Source organism: Aeromicrobium flavum (assembly GCF_007992115.1).
GTDB lineage: Bacteria > Actinomycetota > Actinomycetes > Propionibacteriales > Nocardioidaceae > Aeromicrobium > Aeromicrobium flavum.
Genome location: NZ_BJZQ01000001.1, coordinates 1 through 21023, shown reverse-complemented (window position 1 = coordinate 21023; position 21023 = coordinate 1). Strand labels below are relative to the sequence as shown.

21 protein-coding genes are annotated in these 21023 nt (G+C 69.7%); 7 read left to right on the top strand and 14 right to left on the bottom strand.

All coding sequences use genetic code 11. From position 1 onward, the window contains the following. Positions 1 to 165: 165 nt before the first annotated feature. Positions 166 to 1215: an FUSC family protein gene (locus AFL01nite_RS00105; RefSeq protein ID WP_146825062.1), complete on the top strand. Its 1050-nt coding sequence runs from the start codon at positions 166 to 168 to the stop codon at positions 1213 to 1215. Position 1216: 1 nt separating this feature from the next. Here the strand turns inward: AFL01nite_RS00105 and AFL01nite_RS00100 are convergent, their stop codons facing one another. Further along, positions 1217 to 1693 (bottom strand): TspO/MBR family protein, encoded by a 477-nt coding sequence (locus tag AFL01nite_RS00100; protein ID WP_146825061.1) that lies wholly within the window; start codon positions 1691 to 1693, stop codon positions 1217 to 1219. Positions 1694 to 1785: 92 nt separating this feature from the next. Here AFL01nite_RS00100 and AFL01nite_RS00095 point away from each other — a divergent pair, with 92 nt between their 5' ends. Further along, a complete protein-coding gene (locus tag AFL01nite_RS00095; RefSeq protein ID WP_146825060.1) occupies positions 1786 to 3087 on the top strand; it encodes a DUF7168 domain-containing protein in 1302 nt (433 codons plus the stop codon). Here the strand turns inward: AFL01nite_RS00095 and AFL01nite_RS00090 are convergent. From AFL01nite_RS00090 to AFL01nite_RS00075, 4 genes are all read right to left on the bottom strand, one after another. Continuing rightward, entirely contained in the window at positions 3084 to 3923 is an 840-nt protein-coding gene (locus AFL01nite_RS00090; protein ID WP_146825059.1) for a sulfurtransferase, read from the bottom strand. The genes AFL01nite_RS00095 and AFL01nite_RS00090 overlap by 4 nt on opposite strands. Before the next feature lie 45 nt (positions 3924 to 3968). Continuing rightward, positions 3969 to 4562 (bottom strand): DUF8817 family protein, encoded by a 594-nt coding sequence (locus tag AFL01nite_RS00085; RefSeq protein ID WP_146825058.1) that lies wholly within the window; start codon positions 4560 to 4562, stop codon positions 3969 to 3971. Between the two features lie 43 nt (positions 4563 to 4605). Next, positions 4606 to 6321: an AMP-binding protein gene (locus AFL01nite_RS00080; RefSeq protein ID WP_146825057.1), complete on the bottom strand. Its 1716-nt coding sequence runs from the start codon at positions 6319 to 6321 to the stop codon at positions 4606 to 4608. A 151-nt stretch (positions 6322 to 6472) separates the two neighbouring features. After that, positions 6473 to 7582, bottom strand: coding sequence for a ScyD/ScyE family protein (locus AFL01nite_RS00075; RefSeq protein ID WP_146825056.1), 1110 nt, complete (start codon positions 7580 to 7582; stop codon positions 6473 to 6475). Between the two features lie 188 nt (positions 7583 to 7770). On the opposite strand from AFL01nite_RS00075, the gene AFL01nite_RS00070 reads away from it, so the two are divergent. Further along, the gene (locus AFL01nite_RS00070) at positions 7771 to 8370 is read left to right on the top strand and encodes a TetR/AcrR family transcriptional regulator (protein ID WP_146825055.1); all 600 of its coding nucleotides are present in this window, start codon (positions 7771 to 7773) and stop codon (positions 8368 to 8370) included. Here AFL01nite_RS00070 and AFL01nite_RS00065 read toward each other — a convergent pair. From AFL01nite_RS00065 to AFL01nite_RS00045, 5 genes are all read right to left on the bottom strand, one after another. Beyond that, positions 8355 to 9062, bottom strand: a complete 708-nt coding sequence (locus tag AFL01nite_RS00065; protein WP_146825054.1) for an ABC transporter ATP-binding protein — start codon at positions 9060 to 9062, stop codon at positions 8355 to 8357. The two genes, AFL01nite_RS00070 and AFL01nite_RS00065, sit on opposite strands and share 16 nt — an antisense overlap. Then, complete coding sequence (locus tag AFL01nite_RS00060) at positions 9059 to 9838, bottom strand: ABC transporter ATP-binding protein (protein WP_146825053.1); 780 nt, start codon at positions 9836 to 9838, stop codon at positions 9059 to 9061. The genes AFL01nite_RS00065 and AFL01nite_RS00060 overlap by 4 nt, the downstream gene beginning before the upstream one ends. Then, positions 9838 to 10860, bottom strand: coding sequence for a branched-chain amino acid ABC transporter permease (locus AFL01nite_RS00055; protein ID WP_146825052.1), 1023 nt, complete (start codon positions 10858 to 10860; stop codon positions 9838 to 9840). The genes AFL01nite_RS00060 and AFL01nite_RS00055 overlap by 1 nt, the downstream gene beginning before the upstream one ends. Beyond that, complete coding sequence (locus AFL01nite_RS00050) at positions 10857 to 11723, bottom strand: branched-chain amino acid ABC transporter permease (RefSeq protein ID WP_146825051.1); 867 nt, start codon at positions 11721 to 11723, stop codon at positions 10857 to 10859. Before AFL01nite_RS00050 ends, AFL01nite_RS00055 begins: the two co-directional genes overlap by 4 nt. Before the next feature lie 76 nt (positions 11724 to 11799). Further along, complete coding sequence (locus tag AFL01nite_RS00045) at positions 11800 to 12987, bottom strand: ABC transporter substrate-binding protein (RefSeq protein WP_146825050.1); 1188 nt, start codon at positions 12985 to 12987, stop codon at positions 11800 to 11802. A 206-nt stretch (positions 12988 to 13193) separates the two neighbouring features. Between AFL01nite_RS00045 and AFL01nite_RS00040 the strand changes: the two genes are divergently transcribed. Further along, positions 13194 to 13745 carry a MarR family winged helix-turn-helix transcriptional regulator gene (locus AFL01nite_RS00040; RefSeq protein ID WP_146825049.1) on the top strand — a complete coding sequence of 184 codons (552 nt, stop codon included), beginning with the start codon at positions 13194 to 13196 and terminating at the stop codon, positions 13743 to 13745. 127 nt (positions 13746 to 13872) lie between these two features. Here the strand turns inward: AFL01nite_RS00040 and AFL01nite_RS00035 are convergent, their stop codons facing one another. The 4 genes from AFL01nite_RS00035 to AFL01nite_RS00020 all read right to left on the bottom strand — a co-directional run bounded on the left by AFL01nite_RS00035 (position 13873) and on the right by AFL01nite_RS00020 (position 17506). Continuing rightward, positions 13873 to 14178 (bottom strand): hypothetical protein, encoded by a 306-nt coding sequence (locus tag AFL01nite_RS00035; RefSeq protein ID WP_146825048.1) that lies wholly within the window; start codon positions 14176 to 14178, stop codon positions 13873 to 13875. Between the two features lie 105 nt (positions 14179 to 14283). After that, entirely contained in the window at positions 14284 to 16080 is a 1797-nt protein-coding gene (locus AFL01nite_RS00030; RefSeq protein WP_146825047.1) for an acyl-CoA dehydrogenase, read from the bottom strand. Positions 16081 to 16131: 51 nt separating this feature from the next. Further along, positions 16132 to 16836, bottom strand: coding sequence for a GTP pyrophosphokinase (locus AFL01nite_RS00025; RefSeq protein WP_146825046.1), 705 nt, complete (start codon positions 16834 to 16836; stop codon positions 16132 to 16134). 43 nt (positions 16837 to 16879) lie between these two features. Continuing rightward, entirely contained in the window at positions 16880 to 17506 is a 627-nt protein-coding gene (locus tag AFL01nite_RS00020) for a TetR family transcriptional regulator (RefSeq protein ID WP_186813756.1), read from the bottom strand. 158 nt (positions 17507 to 17664) lie between these two features. Between AFL01nite_RS00020 and AFL01nite_RS00015 the strand changes: the two genes are divergently transcribed. The 3 genes from AFL01nite_RS00015 to AFL01nite_RS00005 all read left to right on the top strand — a co-directional run. After that, positions 17665 to 18756 (top strand): ferredoxin reductase, encoded by a 1092-nt coding sequence (locus tag AFL01nite_RS00015; protein ID WP_146825044.1) that lies wholly within the window; start codon positions 17665 to 17667, stop codon positions 18754 to 18756. 11 nt (positions 18757 to 18767) lie between these two features. Next, positions 18768 to 20045, top strand: a complete 1278-nt coding sequence (locus AFL01nite_RS00010; protein ID WP_146825043.1) for a fatty acid desaturase family protein — start codon at positions 18768 to 18770, stop codon at positions 20043 to 20045. 354 nt (positions 20046 to 20399) lie between these two features. Then, positions 20400 to 21023 (top strand): DUF6801 domain-containing protein (locus AFL01nite_RS00005; protein WP_146825042.1); only part of this gene is annotated, 624 nt, incomplete at its 3' end.

Genomic DNA, 21023 nt, shown 5'->3' with positions numbered 1-21023 from the left:
CGCGCGGGCTCCAGGTCCCCCGGCGATGTAGCCGTCGAGCGAGACGCTGAGATCGATCATCACGGTGCCCATGGCGGTCCTCCCCCGGCAGCGATCCCACCACCGTCGTCGCCGTCGGGGAAGGCCTGACATGCCACCGGGGCCGAACCGTGCCACGGTGAAGGGATGCATCCCGCACGTACCTGGCTCCTCGACCGGTGGGCGCACCATCCGCGCATCGCCCTCGCGTTGCGGGCAGCGTGCGCGGCCGCGATCGCGTGGACCCTCGTGCGGTTCGTGCCCGGAGCCCAGGACTACCCGTACTACGCGCCGTTCGGCGCGATCATCGCCACGACGTCCACGCTGGCGGGTTCCGTCCGCGAGTCGCTGCAGGCCGTCGGCGCGATCGTCGTCGGCGGCACGATCGCGTGGCTGGTCGACCTCGTCACCGGGGACGCCGCTCCCCTCACGGTGGGGATCGTCGTGCTGCTCTCGGTCAGTGTCGCCGGGTGGCGACCGCTGGGCGTCATGGGCGGGTGGGCGCCCACCGCCGCCCTTTTCACCCTGATCATCGGGCACGGCGAGGCGTTCTTCATCGGCGCGTACGGCGGCCTCACCCTGTTCGGCGCGGTGGTCGGGATCCTGATCAACATCATCGCGCCGCCGCTGCCGCTGGCCCCGGCCCGCCAGACGGTGGGTCGCACCCGGGGCGTGCTGGCCAAGCAGTTGCGCGAGCTCGGCGACCTGATGGTCGCGCACGAGCTCCCCACCCTCGAGCAGTGGCACCGCGAGCACACCGAGCTGCGCCGCGCCCGGACGGCGATGCGGGACGCGATGTCGCGCGTCCAGGAGTCGCGCGCCGGCAACGCGCGGGCCCGGCGACACCGCGACGCCATGGAGCAGCTCGCCGAGGAGGCCGACTCGCTCGACCGGGTCTCGCTGCTGGTGGCCGACGTCAGCGACCTCATCCTGCGCCCGCGGGGCGTGCCCAGCGAGTCGTCCGCCACCGCGACGACGCTCAGCGACTCCCTGCGCGAGCCGATCGCCAGGGCCATGCACCGGGTGGCCGACGCGCTGGACGCCTACGGTCACGGCTCGGACACCGACCCCCAGCTGGAGGCGGCGGACGCCGAGCTCCAGCGGCTGCTGCAGGCCGAGCCGGACCAGACGCACGAGCAGCTGCTGGTGCACAGCGTCGTGCTCTCGTTGAGGCGGGCGCTCGACACGTTCGTGTAGGTCAGCGGCCCCGGTTCCTGCGCCAGATGGCCGTGGTGAGGACGGTCGCGAACGTGTTCCACACCGTGTACGGCACGAGGGCCCAGCCGGCGCGCGGCGACGCCGCTCCCGCGGTGCGGGCGAGGTCGGCGGTGCTCGCGGCCAGCGCGCCGGCCACCGCGATCGACGGCGCGAGCTGCTGACCGCGGAAGAAGGAGAAGCACCACCCGGCGTTCAGCGCCATGTTGAGCGCGAGCTTGCGCCGGTAGACCGTGGCCTCGGCGGGGGTCATCATCGACTGCGCGTCCGCGGACGCCCACGCGGTGGAGGCGTAGAGCCCGGTCCAGACGATCGGGAACACCGGTCCGGGCGGTTGGATCGACGGCTTGCGCAGCGTCCGGTACCAGAGGCTCCTCATCCCGGTGGACGTCGCGACCGATCCCAGGGCCGCGGCGGCGACGGGCAGTCCGATGCTGGTGGCGAGGTTGCGAGGCTCCATGCGGCCACGTTAGGCAGGCCGTCGAGCCCTCGCGACTCGACCGCGGCCCTCCGGCCACGGCGGTGTCGGTGCCGGGTGGCATCGTCTGCGACATGGATGACGCGGACCAGAAGTCGACCTACGCCGCCGAGGACATGGTGACCACGTGGCTGGACGCCGTCTCTTCCGACACCGGCGTGGTGCAGGTCGCCGTGAGTCGTGGCGGACGGCGACGCTCCGTCGACTTCACCCCCGAGACCGAGCCGCGTTTCTCGAACCCGCCGGACGTCACGCAGTTCGTCGACCAGGTCCTGGAGCGGTTGCGTCAGCAGGCCCGCACCTACGGATCGAACTATCGCGGCCGCGAGAAGAAGCCCGTCGAGGTCCAGGCGTTCCGCGGCTGGAAGAAGGCCACGTACCGCGACGGGATGATCCTGCTGCCCGAGCGCGAGCGCGGCGGCGCCTGGGCGCTGCGCGGCCTCGTGGTCGTGCACGAGCTGGCGCACCACCTCAACACCGGCCTCGACGGCGCCATCATCGACGCGCACGGGGCCGGCTTCCGCGCCACGATGCTGCAGCTGCTCGAGGACATCGGATGGACCGAGATCGCTGCGATGCTGCGTGAGGCGCACCGCCAGCTGGGCCTCGACGGCCAGGGCCCGAGTGGCGACGGCATGCTCGCCAAGGTCGGCAAGATGCTCCGCCATGCCGAGGGCGCCGCCACCGAGGCCGAGCGCGACGCCTTCCTCACCAAGGCCCAGGAGCTGGCCACCACGCACTCCATCGAGCTCGCGGTCGCGCGCGCGGCCCACGCAGCGGGCGAGGTGTCGCCGGCCCCGCGCTTCGAGGCCGTCCGACTCGGTCACCGCGGCCAGCAGTCCAACGTGCGCTACATCGAGCTGATGCTGGCGATCGCCCGCACCAACGACTTGCGCTGCACGATCCGTGGCGACAACACGGCCGTCACGCTGTACGGGTTCCCGGGCGACATCGACGTGGCCAAGGCCCTGTACGTGTCGCTGGTCGTGCAGATGGTGGCCGACGCGGACGCCTACATCCGGTCCGGTGCCCATCGACCCGTGCACGGCCGCACCGCGCGAGCGGCGTTCTACTCGGGCTGGACCACCCGGATCGAGCAGCGCCTCCAGCGCGCCCGCTGGGCCGCGCAGGCCAGCGCGGGTGCGTACGAGCGGGGCATCGACCAGGTCACCGGCGAGCCCAGCGGCGCCCAGCTCCCGGCGCTGGTCGCCAAGGAGGTCGAGGTGCGCGACTTCTTCGACCACATGAGGCGCCAGCACGGCGTCCGCGGCACGTGGCGAGGCAGCAGCGCCGTGGCCGACGAGCGCTCGTCCGAGCACGGACGCGACGCGGCCGAACGGGCGCGCCTCGGCCGTGAGAAGGAGCTCTCGGCCTAGGCGTCCTTCTCGATCGGCCGGTCGGGATCGGCCGTCCACGCGTTGAGCGAGCCGTCGTAGACCGCGACGTCGTCTCGGCCCAGGCCCTTGAGCGCGAAGGCGACCGCGGTCGCGGCGATGCCTCCCCCGCAGTACGTGACGGGGGCGACCTTGGGATCGAGCGCGCCGACGGACTCGAACAGCGGGCGCAGCTCGTCGAGGCTCTTGAGTCGGCCCTGCTCGTCGACGAGCTCGGGGAACGGCACGTTCACGCTGCCGGGGATGCGACCCGACGCGAACGACTCGCGGTCGAGCGCGTTGATCAGCAGGACCCCCGAGTCCCGGGTCGCGGCCTCGACATCGGTGGTGCCGACGCTGCGCTCCAGATGGCGCTCGGCGGTGAAGGAGGCCGGCTCGTGCTGGACGTCGCCGGACTCGACCGGGAGGCCCGCGTCCCGCCACGCCTTCAGTCCGCCGTCGAGCACCACGACGTCGTCGTGACCCTCGAACGCGAACTGCCACCACAGCCGCGTGGCCCAGATGCCGTTGACCGTGTCGTAGGCGACGACCGTGTGCTCGTCGCCGATCCCGAGCCCGCCGATCACCCGGGCGAGCTCCTGCGACGACGTGGCCTCGAACGGCGCCTCACCGCCGTGGACGGTGAGGTCGGTGAGCTGGTCGGCGAACACCGCGCCCGGCAGGTGCGCCTGACGATAGGTCTCGCGACCGGACTCGGTGTGCGCGCCGTCGGCGTCGAACGTGAGGTGGACGGTCGCGTCGACGAGACGGATCGACGGGTCGTCGAGATGGTCGGCGACCCATCGGGCGTCGACGAGGCGGGGGTGCGAGGCGCTCATGGTGCGAGCCTAGGTCGACGGGGCGCCCCGGCCGACCGCGTCTCATCAGGCGTCGCTGCGCTCCTCCAGCTCGGCGAGGAACCCCAGCGCCCGCGGCAGCGCCTCGTCGCGCGGATCAGCACGCCCGACCGCGCCGCGCAGGACCTTGAGCGCCTGCTCCACGTCGCCCTTGCTGTCGGCCAGCACGATCGCGTTCAGCAAGGCCTCGCCGAGCCTCGACGCCGCCGGTTCCTCCCGCTCGGCCTCCTCGGGTGTCACCCGCATGAAGCGGATCCAGTTCCCCGCCGGGTCGATCAGGCTGAACCCCGTCCGGCCCTCGGCGTTCTTCCGCGGTCGGGGCCGGGTGATGCGCGGGAATCCCCTCACCAGCAGCCTGCCGTACGCCGCGCGCAGGCCGTCCGCGAACGCGCTGAAGATCGGCTCGGTGTCGTCCACCAGGACGATGCAGGTGCTGTGCGACGCCTCGGGCCGGTGTCCGGCAAGGCCGTAGTAGTGCAGCGGGAAGCCGTGCCCCTCCACGACGACGTAGGGGTTCGGCCTCACCTGCCGGTACGTGACGTCGAAGCCCAGCACGCCGAAGAACTCGGCGATCTCGTCGATGTCACCACACGGCAGGGCGGCGACGACCTGGGGCGCCATCCCTCCAGCGTGCGCCCGGACGGGCCCGCCGACAAGAGCCGGCCTACTCGTCCCGGGTGAACATCTCCTGCACCTGACGACGCATGACCTTGCCGATCTGCGAGCGCGGCAGCTCGGCGACGAACTCGATCCGCCGCGGCAGCGCGTAGCGGGCGAGGCGCTGCTCTCCATGGGCGCGCACCTCGTCGACGGTCGGCGCCTGGGCCCCGTCCTCGAGCACGAACGCGGCCAGCACGTGATCGTCACCGCCGGGCGCCCGGACGCCCACCACGGCCACGTCGGCAATGCCGGTCATCGAGCGGAGGTGCTCCTCCACGGTGGAGGGGTAGACCTTGAAGCCGCCGACGATGATCATCTCCTTGACCCGGTCGACCAGCGTCACCCAGCCGGTCGGGTCGACCTCGACGACGTCGCCCGTGCGCAGCCAGCCGCCCTCGAGCAGCTGGTGCGCGGTCTCCTCGGGACGGTTGCGGTAGCCGGCGAAGACCTGGGGTCCGCGGACCAGGAGCTCGCCGCGACGCACGCCGTCCTCGTTCGGCTCGACCTCGCGCGTGTGGTCGTCGATGTCGACGACCCTCATGTCGGTGTTGGGGAACGGCACACCCAGGGTGCCCGGCCGGCGCGTCGGCGCGCACGGGTTGCCCAGCGCGATGGGTGCGCACTCGGTCATGCCGTAGCCCTCGATGAGCAGTCCCCCGGTCAGCCGCTCCCACCGCTCGACGACCGACGGCGGGATCGGCATCGCCCCGGCGAAGCCGAGCCGCGCCTGGCGCAGGCCCTCGGTGGGCGGCCGCGACGAGGCCTCGGCGGCGGCGGCGATCCGGTCGAACATCGGCGCGACGCCGGCCATGAACGTGGCGGGGCGGCGGCCGAACGCCTTGAGCACGGTCTCGGGCTCGAAGTTCGGGAACATCACGAGCGTCGCGCCGATGTGCCCGGCCAGGTTGAGGCAGAACGTCATGCCGAAGGCGTGGAAGAACGGCAGCACGCCGTAGACCGTCTCCTCGCCCTCCCGGAAGGACGCCCACGCCTGCCCGTGCACGACGTTGGCCACGAGGTTCCGGTGCGAGAGCATCGCGGCCTTCGGCGTGCCGGTGGTGCCGCCGGTGTACTGCAGCAGGGCCAGGTCGTCGGCGCCCACGGGCGCGGCCGGTACCTCGCCCCGGGCCCGCTTGATGAGTGTGTGCCAGTCCCGGACCCCGTCCGGAACCGTGCCCAGCAGCGCCGCGCGCTTCTCCCGCGCCGCCTTCACCGGCAGCTTCAGCAGCAGTTGCGCCGAGGCGGGCAGGTCGCGGCTGACGTCGACGCTCACCACGGCCCGCAGCTCGGTCGAGGGCTTCGCCGCGACGACGGCAGCGACCGCCCGGTGGAAGACGAGGGCCACCTTCGCACCGGAGTCGGCCAGCAGGTGGGCCAGCTCGGCCTCGGTGTACGTGGGGTTGAGGTCGACGACGACCGCGCCCAGGCGCAGGGCCGCGTGGTACGCGACGAGGTGGCTCGGGCAGTTCGGCAGCACCAGCGCGACGGCGTCGCCGAGGCGGACGCCGAGGTCGTCCAGCACGACCATCGCGCGGCGGACGGCCTGCTCGGTCTGCGCGTAGGTCGCCGTGGCGCCGAGGAAGTCGGTCGCGATCCGGTCGGGCCAGCGCTCGGCGGCCCGCGCGAGCCCCGCCGTGACGGGCTCGTCCGGGATGTCGATCTGCGTCGGCACCCCCGGGCCGTAGTGGACGGACCAAGGGCGCTCAGCGTGCTCGTGCATCGTTCCTGCCTTGCGAATCGGGATCGGGCGCGACGGTGCGACCGACCTTCCGAGTCTAGGAGCCGCTCTCCGGCCCCGGCGGAGCGCCCGCGCAGGAAGGTCGTGGCCCGCGTGCCGGCTCCCCACCGGCACACGGGCCACGCCCTGTCCCTCAGCGGCGGAAGGCCTTCGGCGAGACCTTCACGACCTGCCCGGCGCCCTCGATGCCGAGGAACCCGGCGATCGACCACGCCGTCGAGTAGAGGTGTCGCCCGGCGAGCACCAGACCGGTCGGCATGGTCACCTGCGCGTAGCTGCGCTTCCCGCTCGGCGAGACCCGGACGATCTGACCCACCGTGGACGGATCGAACTCGGGACCGGGCTCACCCTCGGGCATGCCCTCGAGCACCTCCGAGACGAAGATCGTGCCGTCCCGCCCGACCGCGATCCCGGTCGGGGCCGTGAAGCCCGAGATGACCTTGCGCACCTTCGCGGTCCTGGCATCGAGCACGTAGACACGTCCCTCGCCGGGCGCCTCGCCGGTCAGCGCGGAGACGTAGATCGTGTTCCTCGGTCCGTAGGCCAGACCCGTGGGCACCGCGTCGCAGCCGGTGTGCGCCTCGTCGTTGTTCGGGCGACCTTCGCAGGCACCGGTGTTCACCGTGGGTGGCACGAAGAAGGTCGAGATCCTGCCCTTGGCGCTGACCCGGAAGACGGTGTTCGCACCGCCGTCGGCGACCAGGACACCGCCACCGTGCCCGCGCACGGCCAGCAGGCTGAAGGGGTTCGACAGCGCGTCGAGCTGCTCACCGCCGGGGCCGAACTGGGTCTGCCCGTCGGGGTTGTTCGCCAGCTCGTACGCCATGAGGTCGGCGAGCCGGGTGACCTTGCCCTTCCTCGCGACCAGGACCGAGGACCCCGGGTACGGGCCGGGAGGCGCCGAGGAGTCGGCCTCGCCGGTGCCGATGTAGATCCGTCCGTCCGCGGCCACCGCACCCGCAGCGGCGTTCGGTCCGAGCCCGTCCACCACGGTCCGCACCCGGTTCTTGCGGCGCGGGTCGACCGTGACGATCCGTCCGGCGCCGGACTCGGTGACCAGCAGCTTCCCCCCGGCCCGGGCGACCTGGAACGGGTTCTCGAGGCCGTCGGCCACCACGGTGATCGCAGCACGATGGTGAGGACGGTGCTTGCCGCCGTGGGCCGACGCGGACGTCGGGGCGAACGTCAGCGCGACGCAGGTGACGGTGGCGACGGTCGTAAGAACTTTGACTGCTGGGCTCATCTGGGACTCCTCGGCATGGACGACGGTTCCCGAGATCTTCGATTCCTCGTCACGTTAACCACACGCTTCGGCGCGACGGAAGACTTATGGACAGGTATGGTCCAAAGGGCCTACGCACACCACGCGCGCGCACCGGGTGCGGCTGGTGATTCGGGCCTAGTCTCGGGGGAGCTGAGGAGAGGTGACCCGTGGCTCGATTGCATGCCGAGGAACGTCGCAGGCAGCTGCTCGCGACCGCACGCGAGGAGTTCCTGCGCAGCGGCCCCGACGGCACCCGGATCGGTGACATCGCCGATCGTGCCGGGGTCAACGTGGCCCTGTTGTACCGCTACTTCGACTCCAAGGAGCAGCTCTTCGAGGAGGCCATCGTCGAGCCGCTCGACGTGCTGTTGTCGACCATGCTCGACGACACCGTCGACGACGACGGCCCGGCGGCCTCGGTCGACGTCTTCTTCCGCTCGCTGCTGGAGATCTTCGACGACTACCTCGACCTGTTCAACATGGTCCTGTTCAGCGATCGCGCCCACGGGCAGGCCTTCTTCAACCGCCGCCTGGAACCGTTCATCGACGCCTTGGCAGCGCGGGCCCGCACGGCGGGCGAGCCGTGGCCGCAGACGCTCGACCCGGCCATCACGACACCGATGTGCATCGGCATGAGCTGGGGCGTCACGGTGGACGCCCACTTCCGCGGCGTCGAACTGGACCTCGATCACGTCACCGAGGTGCTCGTGACCGTCGCGACACAGGGCCTGATGGGCTCGCCCGCCTCGCGTCAGACGCCCAAGTAGGCCCTCTGCACGCGCGGGTCGTTCTGCAGCTCCTTCGCGGTGCCCGACAGCACGACCCGGCCTTCGGCCAGGACGTAGCCCGAGGTGGCGATCTGCAGCGCCGAGTTCGCGTTCTGCTCCGCGAGCAGCACGCCGATGCCCTCCTTGTTGATCTCGACGATCGTGTCGAAGACCTGTTGCGTGATCAGCGGCGCCAGCCCCATCGACGGCTCGTCGAGGATCAGCATCGTGGGATCGGACATGAGCGAGCGGCCGATCGCCACCATCTGCTGCTGACCGCCCGACAGCGACCCGGCCGCCTGCTTGCGCTTCTCGTGCAGGATCGGGAAGAGCTCGTACGACCGCTCCAGCAGCGCCTTGACGCGCTTCTTGTCACCGCGCCGGACGTAGGCGCCCAGCATGAGGTTCTTCTCGACCGACATCTGCGGGAACAAGTGCCGGCCCTCCGGGCAGTGCGCGAGTCCCTTCTTGACGATCCCCGCGGGGCTGCTGCGGGTGATGTCCTCGCCGTTGAACTCGACCTGTCCGGCGGTGGGACGCAGCACACCGCTCATGGCCTTGAACAGTGTCGACTTGCCCGAGCCGTTCGCGCCGAGGATGACGGTCAGCTCACCGTCGTTGGCGGTGATGTCGACCGCGTGCAGCACGTCGACGGCGTCGTAGCTCGCGCTCAGTCCGGTGATGGTGATCATGCCGGTGCTCCTGCCTGATCGGTGTTGGCGCCCAGATAGGCCTCGATGACGAGCGGGTCGCTCTTGATCTGCGCGGGCGTCCCTGTGGCGATCCGCTGGCCGTGGTCCAGGACGACGATCTGGTCGGCCAGGTTCATCACCATCGACATCTTGTGCTCGACGAGGCACACGGTGATGCCGCGCGCCACGATCTGGCGGATGAGCAGGCCGAACGCCTCGGTCTCCTCGTCGTTCGTGCCCGCCGCCGGTTCGTCCAGCAGCAGCAGGCGCGGCTCGGTGGCCAGGGCCTGCGCCATCGAGACGCGCTTCTGCGCCTCCTGCGGCAGCTTCGAGGCCAGCCGGTCGCGCAGGTGCGCGGCTCCGACGAACTCCAGCTCCTCCATCGCCCGGGCCTTGCTCGCCCGCTCGTCGCGGCGGTGCCGCGGCGTGTGGAAGACGGCGTCGAGGGCGTTGGACTTCGAGCGGACGACCCGCCCCGCGAGGACGTTGTCGAGGACGGTGGCGTCGTCGAACAGCTTGGTCGTCTGGAACGTCCGGGCGATGCCCTCGCGAACCGTCCGGTGCGGCTTCATCCCCGTGATGTCCTTGCCCTCGAACGTCACCGTGCCCGAGGTCGGCCGGTAGAAGCCGGCCAGCAGGTTGAACAGCGTCGACTTGCCGGCGCCGTTGGGGCCGATGATCGCCGTGACCTGACCCTCCGGGACGTCGAGGTCCACGCCCTTGACGGCGTCCAGGCCGCCGAACTTCTTGCCGAGTCCGCGTACTTCGAGAAGCATCAGAGCGCCCCGTCCTTCGTGGTGTCGGAGACGGTCGTCGAGGCGACCGGCTCGGGCGTGGTGTCGCGGTGCCGGAACCGCGCCGGCACGAGCTCGTTGAGGTAGCCGATGAGTCCGCGCGGGGCGAAGATCACCAGCAGCACGATGATCGGACCCAGGACGATGAACCGGTAGGTCTCGAGGTCCTGCAGCATCTCGAACAGGAACGCGACCAGCAGGCTACCGAGGATCGGCCCCATGACCGTGCCGAGGCCGCCGATGAGCAGGAACAGCAGCATCTCGAAGGTGCGGTCGATGCCCGTCGAGTCCGGGCCGATGAACCCGTTCAGCGACGCGAACAGCCCGCCCGCCAGTCCGGCGATCGTGGCCGAGGCCGTGAACGCCAGCTGCTTGCTCACGGCGACGTTCACGCCGATCGACTTCGCCAGGTCCTCGGAGGTGCGGATCGCGACGAGCGACCGCCCCGCGTTGGAGTGCAGCAGCGCGTGGGTGGTGTACGCCGCGCCGGCCAGGAACAGCAGCACGAAGTAGTACATGGTCGCGGGCTCGGTGAAGTCGATCGGGCCGATGTTCTCGGGGAACTTGACGCCGCTGACGCCGGAGTGGGCGTGCGTCACCGACTCCCACCGCACGACGATGATGAAGATCAGGAACCCCAGCGCCATCGTGAAGATCGCGAAGTAGGCGCCCTGGGTTCGCAGTGCGATGAGTCCCGAGACGTAGCCCAGCACCGTCGTGCCCACGATGGCCGCGAGGAACGCGGTCCAGAACGACCAGTCGTAGTCGGTCGTGAGCAGGCCCACCGTGTAGGCGCCGACGCCGAAGAACGCGCCGTGGGCGAGCGAGAGCTGCCCGGTCAGGCCGAGGATGATGTTCAGGCCGTACGCCGCGATGGCGTAGATGGCCGCCGTGGTCACGACCCGCAGCAGGTACTGCTGGCCGCTGAGGGCGAAGGGCGCGACGAGCAGCGCGATCGCGATGAGCGCGACGCCGAGAAGTCGCGGGTTGAGTCGATTCGTCATCGCTGCGTCACCGTCCCGAAGATGCCCGTGGGTTTGATCGCCAGAACGGCGATGAGGATGATGAAGATCGCGGCCTCGCCGGCGCCGACCGAGATGTACGTGGCCGCCATGACCTCGGCGATCGCGATCGTGAAGCCGCCGATGATCGCGCCGGGGAGCGAGCCGAGCCCGCCCAGGATGATGATGGCGAAGACCGTGAGGCTCAGGGAGTCGCCCATGCCCGGCGAGAGCAGGTTGATGGGCGCGACCAGCCCGGCCGCGATGGCCACGAGGGCCAGGGAGACCGCGAAGGTCACCATCGAGACCATGCTGGGGTTGATGCCGACGAGCGCGGCGCCGGTGCGGTCCTGCTCGATCGCCTCGATGGCCTGCCCGTGCGGCGAGCGCTTGAGGAACCACGTCAGGAGGAGCAGCACGACGACCGCGGTGACGATGATGATGATGCGCTGCCACGAGACCTGGGCCCCGGCCACGCTCACCTGACCGTTGACCGGCGACTCCATCCGCAGGAACCCGGTCCCCCAGATCTCCTGGACGACCGCGACGAGGAAGAACATCACGCCCACGGTCGCGATCATGTGGTGGGTGTGTGGTGAGTTCCGTAGGGGATGGAACACCAGCCGCTCGAGCACGACGCCCAGGAAGGCCAGGACGACGGCCGCGGCCAGGATCGCGACGACGTACGGCAGGCCCACGTCGGTCAGGAAGAAGAACGTCAGGTACGCGCCGAGCATGTAGAGGGCGCCGTGCGCCAGGTTCGGGAAGCCGAGCACGCCGAACACGAGCGTCAGCCCGATGGCGGCGAGGCAGTAGATGCCGCCCAGGGCCAAGCCGTTGGCCAGTTGCTGAACGAAGAGGGTCATCGGTCACCTTCGAGGGAAAGCGGGAGGGTGGGGTCGAGGGGCCCCGCCGCCGTCACCGGCGGCGGGGCCCAGCGGGTCATTCCTTGGGCTGCTCGATGTCGAACGGCTCGTACTGGCCGTCGGCGTTGCGGTAGGCGGCCTGCAGGCCGTCGGCCTGGAGGTGGCCCTTGTCGGTGACCGCGTTCGGCACGAAGAAGACGCCCTCGACGGACTTGACGGCCTCGGGCATCGCCTGGCGAATGGCCTTCGGGTCGTCGACCGACTTGGCGATCTTCATCGCCTCGATGAAGATCGGCAGCGCCTGGTAGTTCAGGGCGATGTCGGCGTTGACGGGCTTCTCCGAGGAGTACTTCTCCTGGTAGTCCGCGATGAAGTCCTTCGTCCCCTCGAACAGCGGCAGCGGCATGATGCCGACGGAGTTGTTGAGGTTCTTCGGGTCGGTGAACTCCTCGAGCTCCTCGAACTTCGCCTGGTCGGCGATCAGGAAGGCGCCCGTGAAGCCCTGCTCACGGGCCTCCTCGATGAGCAGCGCGGTGGGCTGCGAGGGACCGCCGACCAGGATCACGTCGGGCTTGCCCGCGAGCGTCTTGGCCACCGGGCCGGCGAAGTCGGAGACGGTGCCGTAGTCGATGTTGTTCTTGGCGAGCACCTCGCCGCCGGACTCCTCCCACTTCTTGATCGTGGTCTTGGTCCACTCCTGGCCGAACTCGCTCGCCGTCGCCATGAGCCCGAGCTTCGCGTCGTCCTTCTTCTTCACCTTGTCGATGAAGGGCTGGACGTAGCTGTCGAAGCTCGGCGGGATCATGACCGTCAGCGGGTTGTCGGCGTCCAGGATCGCCGGGTCGGACGAGTACGCGCCGATGAGGAACTCGGTGCGTCCGGAGTTCAGCTCCTGCGCCGCCTTGATGCCACCGGCGTGCGGGATGAACACCACCGAGGCGCCCTCCTTCTCGACGAGGCGCTGGACGTTGGTGCCCGTCGTGCCGGGCTGGTACTGGTCGTCGAGCGACTCGAGCTTGACCTGGTACTTCTTGCCGTCGATCTCGACGCCTTCCTCGTTGACCTCGTCGATCGCCATCTTCAGTCCGTTCTGGACGTTGACGCCGTACTCGGCCGCGCCACCGCTCAGACCGGCGGAATAGCCGATGACGATCGTCTCCTCGCCGCCCTCGCCCGAGCCGCCGCACGCGGCGACGGTGGCGAGCAGACCGACACTGGCCATGGCGGCCATCTTCTTGAACGTGCGCCCTGTCAAATGGGTCATCGTCACTCTTCCCCTCGGTGTGGTGTAGATCACCTGAAACTGAACTCAACTGTAAGCACAGCAGTCACAGGGATCAACCACCGGGGTGACCCATGACACATGGACTTGGCCACGTGGCCGGACTTCATCTGATAGAGCGAGTGGGCGTCCCCGCGGGGACGACGGGGGAAAATGGTTGCCGTGACGAGCCCTGTTAGCGTCGCGGCATGACGGCGAACGCGTCCACATCGTGGCTGGACGACGACGAGGCCGAAGCCTGGTTGGCGCTCGCGTCGATCCTCCAGGTGCTGCCGGCGGCGTTGGACGCCCAGCTGACCCACGACGCCGACCTGACGTTCTTCGAGTTCCTCGTGCTGGCACAGCTGGCCGAGGTGGGCGACGAGCCGATGCGCCTCTCCGAGCTCGCGTCGGCGACCCACGCGACCCTGCCCCGGCTGTCACGGGTGCTCGCCGGCCTGGAGTCCGACGGCCTGGTGACGCGACAGGTCAGCTCCGACGATGCGCGCTCGCGGCATGCGCACCTCACCGACACGGGGTGGGAACGGCTCGCGCAGGCCGCGCCGGGGCACGTCGCCCGCATCCGCGAGCTCTTCGTCGAGCGCCTGACCCGCGAGCAGGTGCGGCAGGTGCGCCGGATCGGCGACCGCATCCTCGCGGGGATCGACCCGGCGCAGCGCGTGCTGGCCGGGACGAGGGGCTCGGCCCGCGGCCGTCAGGGACTCTCTCGGTTCCCCACGCGGCCGCGGACCGAAGACTGATCGCGCCGGGTCGCCGTCGGGACGACGACCTGTCACCGGCCTGCTTCGGAGGTGACGTATCCACGTCGCCCGAACCCATGCGTCCGGTCGCGCGCCGCGTCGAGCCGACACCGGCACCGGGCGCTGATCAGATCCGGTGGACCTTCCAGAACCCCAGGATGAAGGTAGAGATCGCTGACGCGAGCGCCAGCGCCACCCAGATCGCCATGTTCCACTCCGTGGTGGTCGATCCCTGCTGGGCCGGGAGCTGCACGAGCTGGACGAGCGACACCACCCACACCACCGCCGCCAAGGTCATCAAGCCCACGAGGAAGCGGCCGCCGAGCCTGGTCGGCTCACCCGGGGCAACGACATCGGTGTCCGACTCGGTTCCTCGACCCGTCAGGTCGATCTCGTCACGGTGGCGAAGAGCCAGCTCCTCCGAGGTGCCCATGGGAATCCCCTTTCGACGACCAGATAGTTGTATCTACAACTTTCTGCCAGTCTAGGCGGTTCCGCGGCGCCTCTCAAACCCACCGCGGGCGGGTGTCGCACCCGGTCACAGAACGGCGGGATCGACGTCCAGGACGGTGCGGTCCAGCGAGGCCAGCAGGTCGAACTGCGGCCCCACCTTCGGCAGCTCGAACGCGAAGAAGTACCGCGCGGCGGCGCGCTTGCCGTCGAAGAACGCGTCCCGGCGGTCGCCCACCGCCAGCAGCTGCTCCAACCAGATCCACGCCATCACGACGTGGCCCGCGGCCTCGAGGTAGACCGCGGAGTTGGCCAGGGCGACGGCGGGATCCCCGCCGGCCCACAGCGTGCCCGTCACCTCGGCGAGCCGGTCGACGCGCTCGTCGAGCTGGGCCGCATAGGCCGCCAGCGTGGCGTCGCCCGCCACGGCGCGGCCCGTCGTGTCCTTGATCGCCCCGACGAGGGTCGCGAGCCCGGCTCCCCCACCGGCCACGACCTTGCGGCCGAGCAGGTCGAGGCTCTGGATGCCGTGGGTGCCCTCGTGGATCGGGTTGAGCCGGTTGTCGCGGTAGAACTGCTCGACGGCGTAGTCGCGGGTGTAACCGGACCCGCCGTGCACCTGGATCGCGAGGTCGTTGGCGGCCAGGCACCACTGCGAGGGCCAGGACTTCGCGATCGGCGTGAGCACCTCGAGCAGGTCGTGCGCCCGCGTGCGGGCCGCCTCGTCGGCGCCGCTGACCTGCTCGTCGACGAGCCGGGCGCAGTAGAGCAAGAGGCCCAACCCGCCCTCGACGTAGGACTTCTGCGCCAGCAGCATGCGGCGGACGTCGGCGTGCTCGGTGAGCGGCACCTGGGGCAGCGACGGGTCCTTGGCGCCGGCGACGCGACCCTGGGTCCGCTGCTTCGCGTACTCCAGGGAGTGGAGGTAGCCGGTGTAGCCGAGGGCGACCGCGCCCATGCCGACCGAGATGCGGGCCTCGTTCATCATGTGGAACATCTGGGCCAGGCCGTGACCCTCCTCGCCGACGATGTCTCCGACCGCGCCGGCCGCCCCTCCCGGCGTGGCCAGGCCCTCGCCGAAGTTGAGCAGGGTGTTCGTGGTGCCGCGCCAGCCCATCTTGTGGTTGAGGCCGACCAGCGCCACGTCGTTGCGCTCGCCCAGCGAGCCGTCCGGCTCGACCAGGAACTTGGGCACGATGAACAGCGAGATGCCCTTGACGCCGGCCGGGGCTCCCTCGACCTTCGCCAGGACCAGGTGGACGATGTTCTCGCTGAGCTCGTGGTCGCCGCCCGAGATCCACATCTTGGTGCCGAACAGGCGGTAGGTGCCGTCGGGCTGACGCACCGCGCGCGTCGTGATGTCTCCGAGCGACGAGCCGGCCTGCGGCTCGGACAGCGCCATCGTGCCGTACCAGCGACCCTCGATCACCGGCAGCGCGTACCGCTCGACCTGCTCGGGCGACCCGTGCTCGACCAGGAGGCTGGCGTTGCCCGTCGACAGGAAGGGGTAGGACGCGGCGGCGGCGCTGGCGGCCTGCAGGAACGCGAACGCGCCCTGGCCCACCGCGAAGGGCAGCTGCATCCCGCCGACCTCGGCGTCGAACGTGGCGGCCGGCATGCCCGACTCGGCGTAGACGCGCAGGGCCTCGGAGAGCTCCGCGGGCAGGACGACCTTGCCGTCCTCGCCCACCACGGGCTCCTGGGTGTCGAGCAGCCGGTTGATCGGCGCGAACTGGCGCGTCGCGATCGTCTCGGCCAGGTCGAGGACGGCGTCGAACGTGTCGCGCGAGTGCTCGGCGTACCGCTCCCGCTCGGTGAGACCGGCGGCGTCGAGCCACTCGAACAGCAGGAAGTCGACATCGCGACGGGACAGCACCACGGACATGAGAGTCTCCTGACTAAGCGCTTGCTTAGTCAGACCCTAACCGATCCCCCGTCAGGACAGCGACTGGATCTCCTCGCGCAGCCGGCCCATCTGGGCGTCGAGCTCGGCGGCCGTGCTGGCGACGTCGTGCAGCCGGGCGCTCAGGTCCTCGGGCACCGCGGTGCGGTACTTGTAGTAGATCCGGTGCTCGACGCTGGCCCAGAAGTCCATCGCGATCGTGCGGATCTGCACCTCGACGGGCACGTGCACCGTGCGGTCGGACAGGAAGACCGGCAGCTCCACGATCAGGTGCAGGCTGCGGTAGCCGTTGGGCTTCGGGTGCGCGATGTAGTCCTTGGTGTCGAGCACCGTGAGGTCCTGCTGCTGGGTCAGCATCTTCGCGAAGCGGTAGGTGTCCTCGACGAAGACGCAGGAGACGCGGATGCCCGCGATGTCGCGGATGGTCTCGCGGATCGTCGGCAGATCACGCGGGACGTCGAGCCGATCGACCTTGGCCACGAGGCTCTCGACCGTCTTCAGGCGCGACTTCACGTGCTCGATCGGGCTGTACTCGTGGGCCAGCTCGAACTCCTCGCGCAGGATCGAGATCTTCGTCTCGACCTCGTCGAGGGCGAACTTGTACTCCATCAGGAAGGCGGACATCTGCTGCTGGGTCTCGCGCAGCCGGCGGCGCCACTCGACCGGACCGTGAGGCGTCCCGGCCAGCTGGCGCAGGATCCCCAGGTCGAGCGAGTCGGACGCGTCTGGGCTCGTCATGGGCTCCATTGTGTCGCCCGACCCGTGAAGCGCGCGGCGAGCGTCAGCTGCGCCAGTCCTTGAAGCCGAGCACGATCAGGCGCATCTGACGACGGGCGCCCTCGCGGATCCGCTCCTCCAGGTCGGGCCGCCCCTCGGGCATCTCCACGACCTCCTCGGCGTTCGCGACCATGTTGCGGACGAAGAGCCGCGACACCATCTGGACGTCGTCGGCGCTCCACGTCTCGATGTTGGGCAGGCGCGCCAGCACCACGGCGAGCTCGGAGACGAAGAGGTCGAGTTCGTGGCCGATGGCCCGGCGCACGACCTCCGACCCGCCGATGCGCTCGCGGGCGACGAAGGCGAAGTCGGCCTTGTTCTGCTTGACGGCCTCGACCAGGATCTCGGCCGCGGCGTCGATGATCTGCAGGAAGACCTGGGGATCGCGCGACGCGTCGCGGATCATGGTGCGCAGGGTGCCGAAGCACCGCTCGACGAGCGCCAGGCCGAGCTCGTCCATGGACTCGAAGTGCCGGTAGAAGGCGGCCGGGACGACGCCCGCGCGCTTGGCCACCTGCCGCAGGCTGGTCTGGGCGAAGCCCTGCTCGCTGCTCAGCTCGAGGGCCGCCTCGAGCAGCGCACCGCGGGTGCGCTCCTTCTGCAGCTGACGCGCACTGACGGCCTCGGACACGGCCACAGCCTAGGGCGTTCCGACGCCTCGCGTTTCGGTGAACACGTGTTCCACGACACGGCCAGTCGTGTTGACCGACGCGGGGAGCACCTGAGATAGTTGGGTGAACAGTTGTTCACTGATTTCGCAGGTGCGACACCCGACCCGACAGGAGTCCCATGGGACTGATCCGCAAGGCCCTGGCCTCCCCGGTCATCGCCAAGGTGACGTCTCCTCACCACCCCGACGAGTACCTGTCGCTCGTGCACCCCATGCTCACGGTCGAGGCCGTCCGCGGCCGCGTCGTCGACGTCATCCGCGAGACCGGCGCCGCCAGCACCGTCCTGATGCGCCCCAACGGCGCCTGGTCCGGCTTCGTGCCCGGCCAGCACGTCGAGTTCGGCGTCGAGGTCGACGGCACCCGCCGGGTCCGGGTCTTCAGCGTCTCGAGCTCCGCCGAGCGCAAGGACGGCCTGTTCAGCGTCTCGGTCAAGGCCCACCCCGACGGCTACGTCTCGCAGTTCCTGCACGCCGGCCACCTCAAGCCCGGCACCGTCGTGTTCCTGTCCCCCGCCTCGGGCGACTTCGTGCTCCCGAAGCAGGTGCCCGGCGAGATGCTGCTGATCAGCGGCGGCTCCGGCATCACCCCGGTCATGAGCATGCTCCGCACGCTCGCCGACCGCGGGCACACCGGCCACGTCACCTTCTTGCACTACGCCCGCTCGCGCGAGGACGAGATGTTCTCGATCGAGCTCGACGCCCTCGGTGAGCTGCCCTTCGTCGACATGGTGCGCGTCTACACCCGCGACCCCGAGCCGGGCGCCGCGCTCAACGGCCGCATCACGCTCGACCACCTCGAGCGCCTGGGCCTCGACCCGCGGACGACCCCCACCTGGGTGTGCGGACCCGCTGGGCTCATCGCGACCGTGCGCGACCTCTACGACGAGCTCGGCGCCGCCGACCAGCTGACGGCCGAGTACTTCAAGGTGCCGTCGGTGAACCTCGACGCCGAGGACGCGACCGGCAGCGTCACCTTCGACGCCAGCGGCGTCGCGGCCGCCAACTCCGGCGCCACCATCCTCGAACAGGCCGAGGCGGCGGGCCTGTCCCCCGTCTACGGCTGCCGCATGGGCGTCTGCAACACCTGCGCGGTCAAGAAGCTCCACGGCGCTGTGCGCCATGTCATCAGCGGTGAGGTCTGTGCCGACACCGACGAAACCATCAAGGTCTGCGTCAACGTCCCCGTGGGCGACGTCGCGGTTGATCTGTGAAGGAGAGACACATGTCCCTGTTCCAACGCACCCGCCCCGCCCCCATCGAGAAGCTCAGCGCCTCGGGCCACAACGAGGCGCCCATCCCGCTGGTCGACGTCTATGATCCGAACCGCAAGTCGACGGTCGGCCTCGAGTACATGAGCTACGAGCAGCTCGAGGAGTTCGGCCGCGAGCTCGACGCCGTGCGCCAGCGCGTGCTCGACGACCTCGGCCAGGAGGACGCCGACTACATCCGTCGCGTCATCCGGCTGCAGAAGTGGTTCGAGGTGCTGGGCCGCATCGGCATCTTCCTGCCGATCTTCCCGCCCGCGTTCATCGCCGGCGTCGTGTTCCTCTCCCTCTCGAAGATCATCGAGAACATGGAGATCGGGCACAACATCATGCACGGTCAGTACGACTGGATGAACGACCCGATGATCGACGGCAAGCGCTACGAGTGGGACAACGTGGCCCCCGCGCAGGACTGGAAGCACGGCCACAACTTCATCCACCACACGTACACGAACATCCACGGCATGGACCGCGACATCGGCTACGGCCTGCTGCGGATCGACGACGACCAGCCCTGGTACCCGAACCACCGCTTCAACCTGCCGCTGTCGTTCGTGCTGATGCTGTTCTTCGAGTGGGGCGTCATGTACCACGGCATCGAGCTCGACGAGTACCTCGGCGGCAAGATGAGCAAGGAAGAGTTCCAGGCCCGCAAGAAGCGCGCCTACGTGAAGGTCCGTCGCCAGCTGTTCAAGGACTACGTCGTCTACCCGCTGATCGCCTGCGCCGCCATCCCGTTCGTCGGCTGGTGGGCCCCGGTGGCCGTGCTCGGCGCCAACTTCGTCGCCAACCTGGTCCGCAACATCTGGACGTTCCTGGTCATCTTCTGCGGCCACTTCCCCGCCGGAGCCGAGACCTTCCAGGAGGAGGACGCCCAGAACGAGACCCGCGGCCAGTGGTACCTGCGCCAGCTGCTCGGCTCGGCGAACATCTCCGGCTCGAAGCCGTTCCACGTCATGACCGGCAACCTGAGCCACCAGATCGAGCACCATCTGTTCCCCGACATCCCGGCTCGTCGCTACCGCGAGGTCAAGGTGGACGTGCAGCGCCTCGTCGAGAAGTACGGCCTGCGCTACAACGAGGGCCGGTTCTCCAAGCAGCTCGCCAGCGTCGTGCGTCAGCTGGCGATGTACTCCAAGAAGCCGTCCGACCCGTACAAGGTCGGCCGCTCGCCGGAGTCCCGAGCCCTGCGACGCGCCAAGCGCGAGGCGATGAAGGCCACGCAGGCCGCTTGATCCCACCATCTGGCCACCCGCGCCGGATCGTTCGCACCACCGCAGAACGCGCCGAATCCCCTGTGATTCGGTGCGTTTTGCCGTTCCTGTCCAAGGGGGCGCAGCGGCCTCAGCGGGGTGTGTGACTCATGTGACTGGAGTGATCACTGACTTTGTAACACACTGTTGCACTTTCGTTTTCGCCGTCCTAGGTTGTGTGGTGTCTGTCACAGCCGCCTCCTCTGAGAGCACCTCTCGCGCCCTCACGGAGTCGGCCCAACTCCCATAGAAGGACACCCTGTGAAGAAGATGACAACAACCGGAAGGGTCCTGGCGACAGGGGCAGTTGCAGCCCTCAGCGCCGGCACCCTCACTGTGATCGGGAGCAGCGTCGCGAACGCGGCTGAACTCGACAAGAACTTCAACTACATGTGCGTCGTGAAGGCCGGTGGCCTGAACCTCGGCAACCGCCCCGTCGGCGTCCGCGCTCAGACCACGGTGCCCGACAGCGTCAGCCCCGGCGAGGTCATCCCGGCCACCCCCGTCACCATCACGCTGTCGATGCCCGAGGTGCTGCGGTCCTCCACGGTGGACATCATCGGCGGTATCGCCGCCAGCGGCGGATCGACCGACTCCGTGGTCACGCTGACCACGGGCGGACAGACCACCAACGTGGCGATCCCGAGCCTCGACTCACCGCGCCGGGACATCCCGCAGGAGGCCGGCACGCCGTGGATCATCCCCGCCGCGGGCACGGTGCCGGACATCACCACCCCCGACTACGCGGTCGACTCGATCGCCGTCGGCCTGCCGGCGTCCTTCAACGTCGTCGCGACGATCTACACGGCCGCGCCCGCCCCGGACGACCAGGTCCCCGCGACCCTGGCCTGCACCGCCGCCGCCGGTTCGGACCTGACCCTGGGCTCGATCGCCGTCACGCCGGACGAGGAGCCGACCACGGAGCCCACGACGGAGCCGACCACGGAGCCCACGACGGAG

What these genes read in the sequence shown, in the direction of transcription:
- AFL01nite_RS00105 (WP_146825062.1), top strand. Translation starts at nt 166, where the DNA reads ATGCATCCCGCACGTACCTGGCTCCTCGACCGGTGGGCGCACCATCCG.
- AFL01nite_RS00100 (WP_146825061.1), bottom strand. Translation starts at nt 1,693, where the DNA reads ATGGAGCCTCGCAACCTCGCCACCAGCATCGGACTGCCCGTCGCCGCC.
- AFL01nite_RS00095 (WP_146825060.1), top strand. Translation starts at nt 1,786, where the DNA reads ATGGATGACGCGGACCAGAAGTCGACCTACGCCGCCGAGGACATGGTG.
- AFL01nite_RS00090 (WP_146825059.1), bottom strand. Translation starts at nt 3,923, where the DNA reads ATGAGCGCCTCGCACCCCCGCCTCGTCGACGCCCGATGGGTCGCCGAC.
- AFL01nite_RS00085 (WP_146825058.1), bottom strand. Translation starts at nt 4,562, where the DNA reads ATGGCGCCCCAGGTCGTCGCCGCCCTGCCGTGTGGTGACATCGACGAG.
- AFL01nite_RS00080 (WP_146825057.1), bottom strand. Translation starts at nt 6,321, where the DNA reads ATGCACGAGCACGCTGAGCGCCCTTGGTCCGTCCACTACGGCCCGGGG.
- AFL01nite_RS00075 (WP_146825056.1), bottom strand. Translation starts at nt 7,582, where the DNA reads ATGAGCCCAGCAGTCAAAGTTCTTACGACCGTCGCCACCGTCACCTGC.
- AFL01nite_RS00065 (WP_146825054.1), bottom strand. Translation starts at nt 9,062, where the DNA reads ATGATCACCATCACCGGACTGAGCGCGAGCTACGACGCCGTCGACGTG.
- AFL01nite_RS00060 (WP_146825053.1), bottom strand. Translation starts at nt 9,838, where the DNA reads ATGCTTCTCGAAGTACGCGGACTCGGCAAGAAGTTCGGCGGCCTGGAC.
- AFL01nite_RS00055 (WP_146825052.1), bottom strand. Translation starts at nt 10,860, where the DNA reads ATGACGAATCGACTCAACCCGCGACTTCTCGGCGTCGCGCTCATCGCG.
- AFL01nite_RS00050 (WP_146825051.1), bottom strand. Translation starts at nt 11,723, where the DNA reads ATGACCCTCTTCGTTCAGCAACTGGCCAACGGCTTGGCCCTGGGCGGC.
- AFL01nite_RS00045 (WP_146825050.1), bottom strand. Translation starts at nt 12,987, where the DNA reads ATGACCCATTTGACAGGGCGCACGTTCAAGAAGATGGCCGCCATGGCC.
- AFL01nite_RS00040 (WP_146825049.1), top strand. Translation starts at nt 13,194, where the DNA reads ATGACGGCGAACGCGTCCACATCGTGGCTGGACGACGACGAGGCCGAA.
- AFL01nite_RS00035 (WP_146825048.1), bottom strand. Translation starts at nt 14,178, where the DNA reads ATGGGCACCTCGGAGGAGCTGGCTCTTCGCCACCGTGACGAGATCGAC.
- AFL01nite_RS00030 (WP_146825047.1), bottom strand. Translation starts at nt 16,080, where the DNA reads ATGTCCGTGGTGCTGTCCCGTCGCGATGTCGACTTCCTGCTGTTCGAG.
- AFL01nite_RS00025 (WP_146825046.1), bottom strand. Translation starts at nt 16,836, where the DNA reads ATGACGAGCCCAGACGCGTCCGACTCGCTCGACCTGGGGATCCTGCGC.
- AFL01nite_RS00015 (WP_146825044.1), top strand. Translation starts at nt 17,665, where the DNA reads ATGGGACTGATCCGCAAGGCCCTGGCCTCCCCGGTCATCGCCAAGGTG.
- AFL01nite_RS00010 (WP_146825043.1), top strand. Translation starts at nt 18,768, where the DNA reads ATGTCCCTGTTCCAACGCACCCGCCCCGCCCCCATCGAGAAGCTCAGC.